This window comes from Clostridium thermosuccinogenes (genome assembly GCF_002896855.1).
Lineage (GTDB): Bacteria > Bacillota > Clostridia > Acetivibrionales > DSM-5807 > Pseudoclostridium > Pseudoclostridium thermosuccinogenes.
Genome location: NZ_CP021850.1, coordinates 2,926,841 through 2,939,336, shown reverse-complemented (window position 1 = coordinate 2,939,336; position 12,496 = coordinate 2,926,841). Strand labels below are relative to the sequence as shown.

The following is a 12,496-nucleotide window of genomic DNA, read 5'->3' as shown; positions in this document are numbered from 1 at the left end:
TTACCATGAGAGTATAAACTGTAACGTAACGTTCGAGTCAAGAACTTTTTAATGGAGAAAACATTATCAGTCCATGGAGCAGATAGAAAGAAGGATGAAATTGAAAAGTGTAAATGAGGTATGTAAGCTGTCAGGTGTAAGCCGCCGCACCTTACAATATTATGATGAAATTGGATTATTGCCGCCCAGTGCTGTAAAAGAATCTGGCTACCGCCAGTATGACGACGAGAGCTTGCGCCGCCTGTGGAGCATATTGTTTTATAAGGAGCTTGGCCTTTCCCTTGAAGACATTCGGTTGATACTTGATAGTCCAAAGGAAATGGAAAAGGAATTAATGCGGCAACATAAACAAGTTCTTTTGGAAAAGCTATCACAAATAAAAAGAATGATTCATTCGGTTGACCGTATTTTGAATGATGAATTTGATGTTTCAATGCTTAGGGATTTTGATAAAAAGAGAATTGAAGCAGTTAAAAGAGTGCATGCAAATGAAATACGGGTGTTGATGGAAAACAGTTTTTTTCTTCCAATAGTGAAAAGCTTAAAAGTATTCAACAAGCTTAGCAAATCCTCTGTTGTAAAAAGTGCATCAAAAATAATAAACATGGATTTTGGTAAACTTATTACCCTTGCTGAAGATGTCATCCAAAGGTTCCGCAAGGCCATGAAGGATGGTCCTGACAGTTTAGCGGCAAAAGAGGCGGTTGCAGCATATAAGGAGTTTATACAGTTAATTTTCCCATGTGATGATAAAACATTTCGCAGCATTGGGCAGGCATATTTAGAACATAAAAATGAGCTGGACGAAAAAATGCCAGGACTCGCTGAATTTGTTAGTGCAGCTATCAGAAATGCCTATCCATAATCAGATTATTAGCCGATTGTAAGATTGAGGAATATGAAAAGAAACTCAGCCTTAACTTTGCCGTAATATTCTGATGTTACAACTTGCAGTTGTATCTTAAATTTAATATTAAAATAAATGTCGCTTCTTTTTTATTCACCTCTGTTATATTATTTAGATAAAACGAAACACGGGGGATTAACTGGTGATAAATAAAGCGCAGTTTGGGAAGAGAATTGCTTCACATCGTAAAAGAATAAACCTATCTCAGGTTGAGTTGGCTGAAAAACTTGGTGTAACCTCGCAGGCAGTGTCAAAGTGGGAGTGTGGTGCGACACTTCCTGATATAGAGTTGTTGCTTGAACTATCTAAATTATACAATGTGTCTATCAATGAATTACTTGAGGGTAGAAATGTTATCGCTAAATTGGCAAATCGTCCTTTTGAAATGGATGATGATATAGCATATTTCCTACCAAAAGCTGAACGCGACTATAATGCTGCATGGGCAAATGAGATCGTTTCTGGTGAATGGATATCCCGTAACTGGAATACTTGCAAGGCCAATGATAGCAAAATGAGTAATGATATTGGTAAGCGCATTTCGGATAATGGTGGTCTGATCCTTGAAATCGGAGCAGGTCCGGGCGGTGGCTATATGCCGTATATTTTAAAAAGCAATCCTGATGTGACAATAATCATCAACGACCTTTCACCGACTGTTGTATGCGAGTGGAAGCGTTTTTTAGATAAGGAGCTTGATTCACCGAATATTCATTATGCAGTTTTTGACTTCTGTGATATTCCGTTTTTTGATGAAAGTATTGACATAATTTCAGATGGTGGAGGAATCGGGAACACAGAAGGGGATAGAGGGAAAGCGCTAAAAGAGGTGTATCGGGTCCTTAAACCCGGTGGCTTACTTGTAACATCAACAGGCTTTGTAACTAAAGAGACGCTGGCGGAATTGCCGGAGTATGCCCAAAAAAAGTTGAAAGAAGCGCGTCCTGACATATTTGAAGATTTGTATGAGGAGACGGTTCTTGCCGGGTTCAAGAAAATTGATAGTATAATTAGTGGATGTTGGTATACAAATGATGATGAAAGTGAAATTGCTGAATTGGCAAGAGAATTAGGAATAAATTTAAAATTCACAAGTTATATCCGATATTGTGAAAAATAAGAGCAATGCAGGGCGCACCTTCGTTTTATTTCGCAGACTGCCTTGCTCGTTGTTGATGAACCACGAACAGTGTGTAGCTTGAAAAGGGTTGAAATGTTTTCTCATACATCAGATGGATATCAAACTATTGCCCAGTCGCTAAAGCTGATTCGCTGCTTGCTTTCGGCTTCAGAGTTTTCATAAGCAGTTCTACTTTGAATATCATTCATAGTGTATCACACCATGAGAAATTGATGTGTTTGAAGCAAAGTTTTTCAACATGAGTGATAACCAAAAGAATCAACTAGTTTTGTTGAAATTAACCTCCTAAAGATATACAATAATTACAATGTTAATTATATTGTTCTTTCCCTGGGGGTAAAAATGGAGAATATCGCAATACCAATGGACTTAAACAATATTCGTTGCAATATTCATTTTTTTGGCGCATTAACTTCCGAAAGCGGTGTGCCACTTTTTATAATGCCGGTAGCTGGTGAAGTATCCGACCTTATAGAAGGACAGCATATGCGTCTTGACCCTATAATTGAATCCGGTGAATTATCATCACATGTATTAGTTACTTTTGAAACAAAAGATTGGAATGATGATTTATCACCATGGCCTGCTCCGGCCCTTGGACGTAAGCAGAAAAAGTTTGGCGGCTATTCAGCTAAGACACTGCATTGGATTCAAGATGTACTCATTCCTGAAGTAACTGCACGTGTTCCAAATGTGCAAAATGGTCAAAAAGGATTAATAGGGTATTCGATGGCTGGAATGTTTGCTCTTTGGGCAATGTGCCAAACAAACATATTTACAGTGTTTGCAAGCTGCTCCGGATCTTTGTGGTATGAAGGTTTTTGCGACTACATAGAAAAAAACACTCCGTTATCTGTTTGTTCAGTATATATCAGTCTCGGTGAAAGAGAAGAATTTTCAAGAAATCCATGGTTTTCTAAAGTAGGAAGTGCAACAAGAAAGATAGCAAGTTTATTAAAAACTTCACCTATGTGTAAAGAAGTAAAGTTAGTTTGGCATCCTGGTGGACATTGGGGAACAGTTGGAGAACGATTGGCTGCGGCACAAGTTTGGATGAAAAAAGTCTGTGAAAGGCAAATGATATAGAAAATTAACAAGAGGATTGGTTATTATATTGAGAGCTGACGGATTTCTTGCCCTTGCAGGCAGCGTAATTATTGCGTTTGCGAAGGAAATCCTATCTCTATTTACAGGCTGATGAACGCCTAGTAACAGTGAAAACAAACCTGTTAAATCTCCGCCGATAAAGCTGCATATTTCCGAGATGTGCCATCTGTCCAAAAAATTGATATTAATGACCCTGTTTCAAATACAAAAATGGCAAGTGTAATATTAAAACCTCTAAATTTGGTTAAAGTCGCAGACTTGCTTTCAGGAGGCAGGAATGAGTTGGTGGAGTATGTAAGCTATATAATTAAATAAAAGCCATAAGTTACAAAAAGTGGATATTGCGGATTCTAAACAGAGGCCTTTTTCACTAGCACCGGAAAGCATTATTATAAAAGTGTGATAAAAGATACTGAACACCATGGTTAAAGATCAACTTAAACAATGTGTTGATTCTGCTGACTCATCGGAGTTGTGAGTGATGGTGAATGGGATTAATTTGAATCTCCCATAAAATAAATTAAGGAGCTGATAATCATGATTGGCAAAAATGGTATACGCATCATTTATGGAGATAATCCCAAGCAAATGGTAAAAGAGCTGCTTGAAGTCATAAAACCTGAAGAAGAAATAGACGAAAACGCGCTTATTGGGATTAAACCGAATCTCGTTGTAGCAAAACCTTCGAGCTCAGGTGCAACAACCACACCTGAAATAGTGGAAGGTCTCATTGAACATTTAAAATCAAAAGGGCGCAATAATATAGTAATTATGGAAAGCTCCTGGGTGGGCGATAGAACGTCAGAAGCCTTTAAAGTATGTGGATATGAGAATTTATCGAAGAAATATAATGTTCCTCTTATCGATCTTCAAAAAGATAAATATAAAACATATGAAGTAAATGGCTTGAAGATAAACGTTTGCGATTATGTTACAAAGGTTGATTATTTAATAAACATGCCAGTCCTCAAAGGGCACTGCCAGACTAACATCACTTGCGCTTTAAAGAATATGAAGGGCTGCATACCAAATACTGATAAAAGGAAATTTCATACCCTGGGTTTACATAAACCCATAGCTTATCTGAACAAGATTGTAAAGCAAAGTCTCATAATTGTTGATGGTATGAATGGTGACCTTAACTTCGAAGAAGGTGGTAATCCGGTTCAGATGAACAGGATAATTGCAGGAAAGGACCCTGTGCTGATAGACACATATGCGGCACATTTGATGGGCTTTAGTATTGAGGAAGTTCCGTATGTTGCTATGGCTGAAAGTATCGGTGTAGGCACTACTGACTTGGCAAATGCTGATATTGTTGAATTGAATAAGGATAATGGATCAAGAAAATTGACACCTTCAAGAAGAGTTCAACAGTTATCAAGGCATATTGTCGAGGACTGTGCCTGCTCAGCTTGCTATGGAAGCCTTATTTATGCACTGGAAAGGTTGAATGAAAAAGGCCTTTTAAATAGATTAAAAGAAAAACTGTACATTGGTCAGAGTTTTAAAAGTAAGCAGTGCAATGGGGTAGGTATTGGCGCGTGTACTTCAGGATTTGAAAAATGTATTAGTGGTTGTCCGCCAAAAGCCAGGGATATTGTAGAATATCTGGAAAGGCTTATATAAGCATAAGAGATATTATATATGAAAGCTAGGGATGACGCTAGAAAGGTTTTTAATTTAAGTTAGCTCCTGTTATAACGTGTTTTGCATAACGCACCAGAATCGTTTGCTTATGTGTTGATGCTTGTATGTTTGCATTTATTAAATAAAAAAGACAAGCTGGCTGTCGTTATATTAGCTTCACTACTTAAAGCCTGCATAATGGTTGGATTCATGATGATTATACAAACAATTTGTCAGACTGTATCCGGGATTGAGATACCATTGCCTGAACTTATCACAAAATCAGCTACATTTCTGTTACTGGGCGGATTTGCGCTGTACTTTAATAGCAAATTATATAGCAATATATCACAATCCCGTTGATAAGTGGTTAGAATGACCGGTATTCCATAAGTACACTTGGAGTCCCGCAAAGTGGAGTTTGTTTCTAAAATGGTTTTTACATGCAGATGTCAAAGGGTTTTGACACAAATAATCACCTCTTATTCGACTTATGTAAAAGCATTTTGATAGATATAAATTATAACTTTGATTAGATTGGAAACAGGAAAAGGGGTGTTCAAAAATGGAGCTTGGAAAACAGATTAAGAAATACCGAAATGAAATGTCATTATCTCAGGATGCACTGGCAGAAAAAGTATATGTATCCAGGCAGACAATTTCCAATTGGGAAAATGGCAAAAGTTATCCGGATGTTAATAGCCTTATTCTTTTAAGTGAAGTTTTTGGAACCTCCATTGATAATCTGATCAAAGGAGATGTAGAAATTATGAAAGAAAAAGTAAAAAACGAGGACAGGAAAAAGTTTGAAAGACTGAGTCAGATATATGGAGTTTTATTCCTGGTGATAATCATCTCACCTGTTCCGTTGGCACACTTTCTGGGATATGCAGGAATTGGCATTTGGGTTGCTTTAGCAATATCAGCATTTTGCTTTGCTGTTTTGATTGAACAGAAGAAAAAGCAATTTGATGTTCAAACTTTTCGTGAAATTATCGCATTTACGGAAGGAAAAAGGTTGGATGAAATTGCAAAGGCAAGAGAAGAAGGTAAAAGGCCGTATCAGAAAGTATTGCTGGCATTCGCCGCAGGCGTTGTGACCCTCGTTATCGCAATTATGTTTTCATATGTTCTGAAGTAATCTTTTGATGCTGTATGAACCTGGAAAATATTAAAAGATGAAAACTTTATAGCAGTCTTGTATAAACGCAAAGAATAAAATCTACATAAGCTTACGATATCAGTCCATGGAAACATGTTCTCACTTCATGAATGGGCGAGGAAAAACACCTACACGAAATAAAGAGTTGACGAGTAATTAAAGATATAAAAAATAGCACTCTCTTGACTTTTGCTATCAACGATAGTACTATTAATAATAGTATTATTATTGATAGTAAAAGGAGTGGTGAGATAATGTCATCGATAGACTTGGTAATACTTGGTATGGTGCTGGAAAAGCCGCAGAGTGCATACGATCTGCAAAAAGATGTAGACAATCATCATTTTCCAAGATGGACTAAGATTAGTGTTCCGTCTATATATCGGAAAGTTATTCAGCTTAACGAAGAAGGCTATCTTCAGAGCAACATTGTCAAGGGGGAAAAATTTGCTGATAAAGCCGTATATTCCATTACGGAAAAAGGGCGTGCCTATTTTGAGGAACTTATGAATACCTACGCCAGTCAGCAGGTATCATTTTTGTTTGATTTCAATGTTGTCATTACTAATCTTAATAAAATTAACAGGGAAAAAGCTCTAGATTTGGTAAAGAAGCTGCGAAACAGCATTACTGCTTCAGCTAAGACCAATGATGAGTATGCTGCTGCCTATGCTGATATTCCGCTTGTTGGAAGAACCATTTTTGAGCAGCAGAGGATGCTCTATCATGCTCTTTTAGAATGGCTTGATACATTTGAAAGCCAGTTTAAAGAAGAGTGATATTATGACAATCAAAAGCAGCATGACCATTTTATTTGAAAATGCTTTTTGGATTGGTTTGTATGAGCGTATTGATGGTAACAAATATGAGGTCAGCAAAATAATCTTTGGTGCAGAGCCAAAGGATTATGAGGTATATGATTTCCTGCTTGAAAACTGGCACAAGCTGAAGTTCAGTCCACATATCCAGGCAGATAAGATTGAAGAACGAAAAATTAATCCCAAGCGCATGAAGCGAATAATCAATAAGCAATTAGAGAATAAAGGAGTTGGCACGAAAGCACAACAAGCCTTAAAGCTGCAGCACGAGCAGAACAAAATTGAGGGAAAGGCCAAAAGACGAGAACAGAAAGAGGCTGAAAAGGAACGCAAATTTGCTCTGCGGCAGGAAAAGAAAAAAGCTAAGCACAAAGGACGGTAGTGTTCCGGGACAAAGACCAAATCTGGTATACAATCTTACGTTATGTTAAGTGCAATAGTTTTTTTAAACAATATTATATATCTGAACCCTTCCCTTTATACCCTTTGATGCTGGTGCGATGCGGTGGCTCATATTGCTTGCACTGTTTGTAGAATAAGCGCTGAAGGGATCACTATCCTTGTCATGAGCGATTCTGCTGGGGTTGAAGTATATTTGATTTTGTATGCCTCGATTACTACCGTGCAGATCGCAACAGGGTTTCATATGGAGAACACCTCAAGTTCCGCTATATGCATGATAAACCAGTGATCATTGCAGAAGTCGGCTGCTGCACATATCATATGGAGTGCGTTGTGTTGAAGTCTAAAGAATAGAGCATGTAAAGGCTTTAAAATACTGGTTATAAAAGAAAAATCTATCAACTCGACCTAAGCCTTTGATATTTATTCATGGAAATAATATAAGGTATTATTAGGGCAAAAGCTAAGCCTGAAATTAAGTAGGGATGAGATGACAAGGTTTTATCAGAGGCCAACTTGATGAAATTGGCAAAGGGGCCTAACTTTTGATATAATGAAGCTCGGACATGAAGATATTAATTTGATGACGAATTAGGTGGTTAATTTTACTTTCAAAGGTTCAATGAACCAGAATGGCCTGCATATCAATAGAATACCTGACCAATACTAATATCCGGAAAAGGAGGATCATGCTATGCGCCATAAAATTCAAACCACAAAACCACAGCAGTTCATCAACATAACCAGTAGAGTTGCCGAAGAGGTCAGAAACAGCAATGTACGGGACGGTATCGCAGTCGTATACGTGCCCCATACGACAGCTGGAGTTACAATAAACGAGAATGCTGACCCGGATGTTGTGCGGGACATGATTTCCGCACTGGACAAAACATATCCCGTTCTTGGAGAATACCTTCACTTTGAAGGGAATTCCCATGCTCATATAAAGGCATCTCTCATGGGCTCATCCTGCACCGTGATAATCCAGGACGGAAAACTTATGCTGGGCACCTGGCAGGGAATCTACTTTTGTGAATTTGACGGACCTAGAAATAGGGAGTTTTATGTGAAGATCATTAGTGGTTAAGAGGTAATATTTTGATTAAAAACGAAGAGACTATGCCAAGAGTATCTTTTCGTTATGCGTTAGAAAAAATGAGTGAGGAAAAAAGAAAAATTCTCATGCAACAAACTTTGATAATAAATGCTTGAATAGATTAGCAAACGGGAGCAATAACTTCATACAAGGCTGTTTCCTTTCGAAAAGAGCTTACCCGTTTGCTGACGGATTGTCAGTCACATGATTAGAAACTTCCCTCATACCAAGAACATCGGCAGATTTGACGGAACACTGCGAAAATTCCGGGTGCGTCAAATCATCTAAAGCTCCTCAACTTCGTGTTATCTTTACGCAGAAGCAACTGGATAGTGTAAAAAAGCATTGATTTCATTAACATTTTTAAATATAATATCATATATATAAGTATATTATAATTTACTTATATATGATGTTCATTAAGAGTTATGCTGTGCAGAAAATAAAATTGCCAAGTAGTAAAGGGGGATAACATGAAAAAAGCGGTAGTAAATCAAGCAGAATGTGTGGCCTGTGGAGTTTGTGAAAAAAACTGTCCTCGTAAAGCCATAACCATATTTCATGGAATTTATGCAGAGGTCAACGAAGATTTATGTGTTGGATGCAAAAGGTGCCAGAAGGTATGTCCTGCTTCGGTAATTCAAGTTGTTCAAAAGGAGGTTGCATCATGAAAAAGTGGTATGAATATTTATGGATATTCTCTGCAGTATATTTGGCTTTAGGTTTTTTTAATATTCTATTTGCCTGGATAGGGCTGATTTGCTTTTTCACTCCATTATTGCTCTCGATAATAGGTAAGGGTAAAATATATTGTAACAGATATTGTGGAAGAGGGCAGTTGTTTGAATTATTAGGAGGCAGGCTGAAACTTTCTTCAAATCGCGACATTCCTGCCTTTATTAGAAGCAAATGGTTTCGTTATGGCTTTTTAGCATTTTTTATGACTATGTTTGCGATAATGATTTTTTCAACTTATTTGGTTTTTAATGGAACCAGTAATTTAAAAGAAGTGGTTACTCTTTTATGGACGATTAAGCTTCCCTGGAACTGGACAAATACCAGTGCTGTATCGCCTTGGATCGCCCAGTTCGCATTTGGATTTTATAGTGTTATGCTTACATCCACAATTTTGGGACTGATAACGATGTTTTTCTTCAAACCCCGCTCATGGTGTGTATATTGTCCCATGGGTACAATGACTCAGGGTATAAGCATGCTAAAGTACAGAAGGAAGGTAAAAGCAAATGGAACAACAAGCAAAAGAGATAGCTGAATTGCTGAAGGTTATGGCAAATCAGCATAGATTAATGATTTTGTGCTACCTGATTGAAAGGCCAATGAATGTTAGTGAAATACACGAAAGAATACCTGCAATATCTCAATCGGCTTTGTCTCAGAATTTGGCCCTGCTAAAGGCTTACGGTATTTTGGGCTCAGATAAATATGGCCTTCAGAATGTTTATCATATTAATGATGACAGGATTAAAAAAATTATTCAAACATTAAGAGAAACCTATTGCGAACCCAATAACTCTCATCATTCTAAGGATAGCTTATAAAGAGCCATCATTAAGAAGGTATGAGAAGGTGCATATAATGAGAACAGAACAGGAAATGATGAGCATGATCCTTTCCATAGCACAGAAGGACGAACGCATCCGGATTGTGACTCTTGAGGGTTCGCGCACAAATATTAATATACCTAAAGATGAATTTCAGGATTATGATATCACCTATTTTGTCAGCGATATGGAATCGTTTATATCCAATGATGACTGGCTTAGTCAATTTGGAAATATCATAATGATGCAAAAGCCGGAGGATATGGAGCTTTTTCCTCCTGAAGAAAAAGAGTATTCATATCTTATGCTTTTTGATGATTACAATAAAATTGATCTTACATTATTGCCGCTGGAAGATTTGGATGATTATTTAAAGGGCGATAAATTGATAAAGGTTTTGATGGACAAAGATTGCAGAATTGAAAGAGACATAGTTCCGACAGATATAGATTATCATGTTAAAAAGCCCAGTGCACGGGAGTACGATGATTGCTGCAATGAATTCTGGAATGTAACACCCTATGTTGTTAAAGGATTATGCCGAAAAGAGATACTGTTTGCAATCGATCATCTGAACCAGATTCTGCGCTCCGAACTGCTTAGAATGATTTCATGGAAGGTTGGAATAGAAACGGGATTTACACTGAGCGTCGGCAAGAATTATAAATTTCTGGATAAGTATATACCGGAAAATTTATGGAGCAGATTGCTGTCTACATATCGTATGGATTCCTATGAAAATGTATGGAAGTCATTATTTGCATGCCACCAGTTGTTCAGGGAAGTGTCCAAAGAGATAGCTGAATTACTTGGTTTTGCTTACCCGGAGTATGATAAAAATGTGACAAAATATACAGAGGCCATGTATAAGAAATATGTTGGAAATGATTAGTTTAAAATTAAGAAAATTAATCCGATTGTAACCTGATAGTTTAAGATGCGCCTGGGTACAGTTCCTCAAGCTGGAAGTCAGCTTCTCTCTCATGTGAACAAAGTAGAACGGTTTCCTACGGAATTATCTGTATATGCAGTCTGGACTACGTTTCTTCTTTATGATACAATGGTCTTTGTCGGCAAAAGCCACAGTGGAGGATAATGTATGAAGCAAATTGCATCAACAGGCGCTTTTAGCAAATTCCGTAACACATTTATAGGGGATCGCAAATTTTATACCACAGTATTTATGCTGGTGCTGCCACTTATTGTGCAGAACGCCATTTCTAACTTTGTTAACCTTTTGGACAATATCATGATAGGGCAGGTAGGAACGCCTCAAATGTCGGGTGTTGCCATTGCCAACCAGCTTATCTTTGTATTTAACCTGACCATATTTGGTGGTCTTTCGGGTGCAGGCATATTCGGTGCACAGTTTTTTGGTGCAGAAGATCATGATGGCTTGCGTTATACGGTGCGGTTCAAGCTCTGGACCATTACTGTCACTTTAGCGGTTGCAATTGCTTTATTTCTGACAAGAGGAGACCAATTGATTTTCCTGTATCTGACTGGAGAAGGGGATGCTGCCGAGAGAGCGGCCATGCTCGAGTACGGAAGGAGTTACCTTCGTATAATGCTTTGGGGGCTATTGCCGTTCACCCTGTCACAGGCATACGGTGGAACACTCCGTGAGATGGGAGAGACCCTGCTTCCAATGAAGGCTAGCTTGGCTGGCGTAATTACCAATCTCTGCCTGAATTACATATTGATCTATGGAAAGCTTGGGTTCCCGGCCTTAGGTGTTGAAGGTGCAGCTATAGCAACGGTTATTTCACGCTTTGTGGAGCTTGCTATAATTTTTGTGTACGCCCATAGACACCCCGGTAGGTTCCGGTTTGTTGAAGGTCTTTATCGGTCAATAAGAATTCCTAAAGGTCTTGCTTTTAATATATTCAAAAAGGGAATACCGCTCCTGGTGAATGAGCTGTTCTGGTCGTTGGGTATGACCACTTTGATGCAGATATTCTCAACTCGTGGATTAAATGTGGTAGCAGCCATCAACATATCAAACACCATAACGAATTTATTCAATGTATTTATCTTTTCCATGGGTTCCGCAGTTGCTGTTATGGTTGGCCAGGCTCTGGGAGCCAACGATATTCCGCGTGCAAAGCAAACTGCATGGAGGCTTATGTTTTTCAATGTTTGCATCTGCATTGTGGTTGGTGGTGCGCTTGCTGTTACGTCGCCCTTCATTCCGTATATCTACAATACTACCGATGACGTACGTATGCTGGCTACCCGTTTCATGCTGACATGTGCCATGTATATGGGTTTTAATGCAGTGACCAACTGTGTATATTTCACCATACGCTCTGGGGGTAAAACGTTCATAACATTCCTTTTTGACAGTGTTTATACTTGGGTTGTATTTGTTCCGGTTACCTATGTACTAGCACGTTTTACATCTCTGGATATTTCGATACTTTACCCGATTTGCTATTCGACTGACATTATAAAGTTCATAATCGGGATAATAATTATTAAAAGCGGGAATTGGGCACAGAATATTGTCTCGGATACTACTTCCAATGTGTGTAATGAGTGTGTTGAACCCAATGCTGATGCGTTGTAAGTCTCTAAACAGGATTTTTTCTTCAAACTGCAAAAAACCGGGTATTTGTTCATGAGGAAATATGGCTGGGTAAAATAATTGATTCTGAATCCCATGCTTTTGT

The 12,496-nt window shown here is 38.1% G+C and carries 13 protein-coding genes; all 13 read left to right on the top strand.

All coding sequences use genetic code 11. From position 1 onward, the window contains the following. Window positions 1-73 precede the first annotated feature (73 nt). Window positions 74-865 carry a MerR family transcriptional regulator gene (locus CDO33_RS12835; RefSeq protein ID WP_338053223.1) on the top strand — a complete coding sequence of 264 codons (792 nt, stop codon included), beginning with the start codon at window positions 74-76 and terminating at the stop codon, window positions 863-865. Between the two features lie 184 nt (window positions 866-1,049). After that, window positions 1,050-2,027 (top strand): helix-turn-helix domain-containing protein, encoded by a 978-nt coding sequence (locus CDO33_RS12830; RefSeq protein WP_103082852.1) that lies wholly within the window; start codon window positions 1,050-1,052, stop codon window positions 2,025-2,027. Window positions 2,028-2,390: 363 nt separating this feature from the next. Then, window positions 2,391-3,134 carry an alpha/beta hydrolase-fold protein gene (locus tag CDO33_RS12825; RefSeq protein ID WP_103082851.1) on the top strand — a complete coding sequence of 248 codons (744 nt, stop codon included), beginning with the start codon at window positions 2,391-2,393 and terminating at the stop codon, window positions 3,132-3,134. Window positions 3,135-3,692: 558 nt separating this feature from the next. Then, window positions 3,693-4,784, top strand: a complete 1,092-nt coding sequence (locus tag CDO33_RS12810; RefSeq protein ID WP_333551972.1) for a DUF362 domain-containing protein — start codon at window positions 3,693-3,695, stop codon at window positions 4,782-4,784. A 565-nt stretch (window positions 4,785-5,349) separates the two neighbouring features. Continuing rightward, window positions 5,350-5,925, top strand: a complete 576-nt coding sequence (locus CDO33_RS12805; protein WP_103082850.1) for a helix-turn-helix transcriptional regulator — start codon at window positions 5,350-5,352, stop codon at window positions 5,923-5,925. 275 nt (window positions 5,926-6,200) lie between these two features. After that, window positions 6,201-6,725 (top strand): PadR family transcriptional regulator, encoded by a 525-nt coding sequence (locus CDO33_RS12800; RefSeq protein WP_103082849.1) that lies wholly within the window; start codon window positions 6,201-6,203, stop codon window positions 6,723-6,725. Window positions 6,726-6,729: 4 nt separating this feature from the next. Then, window positions 6,730-7,146 carry a YjdF family protein gene (locus CDO33_RS12795; RefSeq protein WP_103082848.1) on the top strand — a complete coding sequence of 139 codons (417 nt, stop codon included), beginning with the start codon at window positions 6,730-6,732 and terminating at the stop codon, window positions 7,144-7,146. A gap of 714 nt (window positions 7,147-7,860) precedes the next feature. Continuing rightward, on the top strand, window positions 7,861-8,253 hold the full coding sequence (locus tag CDO33_RS12790) for a secondary thiamine-phosphate synthase enzyme YjbQ (RefSeq protein ID WP_103082847.1): 393 nt from the start codon (window positions 7,861-7,863) through the stop codon (window positions 8,251-8,253). A 482-nt stretch (window positions 8,254-8,735) separates the two neighbouring features. Next, a complete protein-coding gene (locus tag CDO33_RS12785; RefSeq protein WP_103082846.1) occupies window positions 8,736-8,933 on the top strand; it encodes an ATP-binding protein in 198 nt (65 codons plus the stop codon). Next, window positions 8,930-9,535 (top strand): 4Fe-4S binding protein, encoded by a 606-nt coding sequence (locus CDO33_RS12780; protein WP_103082845.1) that lies wholly within the window; start codon window positions 8,930-8,932, stop codon window positions 9,533-9,535. Before CDO33_RS12785 ends, CDO33_RS12780 begins: the two co-directional genes overlap by 4 nt. After that, window positions 9,507-9,821 (top strand): ArsR/SmtB family transcription factor, encoded by a 315-nt coding sequence (locus CDO33_RS12775; protein WP_103082844.1) that lies wholly within the window; start codon window positions 9,507-9,509, stop codon window positions 9,819-9,821. The genes CDO33_RS12780 and CDO33_RS12775 overlap by 29 nt, the downstream gene beginning before the upstream one ends. Before the next feature lie 37 nt (window positions 9,822-9,858). Then, window positions 9,859-10,716 carry an aminoglycoside 6-adenylyltransferase gene (gene ant(6), locus CDO33_RS12770; RefSeq protein WP_103082843.1) on the top strand — a complete coding sequence of 286 codons (858 nt, stop codon included), beginning with the start codon at window positions 9,859-9,861 and terminating at the stop codon, window positions 10,714-10,716. 207 nt (window positions 10,717-10,923) lie between these two features. After that, entirely contained in the window at window positions 10,924-12,393 is a 1,470-nt protein-coding gene (locus tag CDO33_RS12765) for an MATE family efflux transporter (protein ID WP_103082842.1), read from the top strand. Window positions 12,394-12,496: the final 103 nt, after the last annotated feature.

Coding starts and splice junctions, on each gene's coding strand:
- CDO33_RS12790 (WP_103082847.1), top strand. CDS start 7,861: ATGCGCCATAAAATTCAAACCACAAAACCACAGCAGTTCATCAACATA.
- CDO33_RS12765 (WP_103082842.1), top strand. CDS start 10,924: ATGAAGCAAATTGCATCAACAGGCGCTTTTAGCAAATTCCGTAACACA.
- CDO33_RS12810 (WP_333551972.1), top strand. CDS start 3,693: ATGATTGGCAAAAATGGTATACGCATCATTTATGGAGATAATCCCAAG.
- CDO33_RS12775 (WP_103082844.1), top strand. CDS start 9,507: ATGGAACAACAAGCAAAAGAGATAGCTGAATTGCTGAAGGTTATGGCA.
- CDO33_RS12795 (WP_103082848.1), top strand. CDS start 6,730: ATGACAATCAAAAGCAGCATGACCATTTTATTTGAAAATGCTTTTTGG.
- CDO33_RS12825 (WP_103082851.1), top strand. CDS start 2,391: ATGGAGAATATCGCAATACCAATGGACTTAAACAATATTCGTTGCAAT.
- CDO33_RS12805 (WP_103082850.1), top strand. CDS start 5,350: ATGGAGCTTGGAAAACAGATTAAGAAATACCGAAATGAAATGTCATTA.
- CDO33_RS12780 (WP_103082845.1), top strand. CDS start 8,930: ATGAAAAAGTGGTATGAATATTTATGGATATTCTCTGCAGTATATTTG.
- CDO33_RS12785 (WP_103082846.1), top strand. CDS start 8,736: ATGAAAAAAGCGGTAGTAAATCAAGCAGAATGTGTGGCCTGTGGAGTT.
- CDO33_RS12800 (WP_103082849.1), top strand. CDS start 6,201: ATGTCATCGATAGACTTGGTAATACTTGGTATGGTGCTGGAAAAGCCG.
- CDO33_RS12835 (WP_338053223.1), top strand. CDS start 74: ATGGAGCAGATAGAAAGAAGGATGAAATTGAAAAGTGTAAATGAGGTA.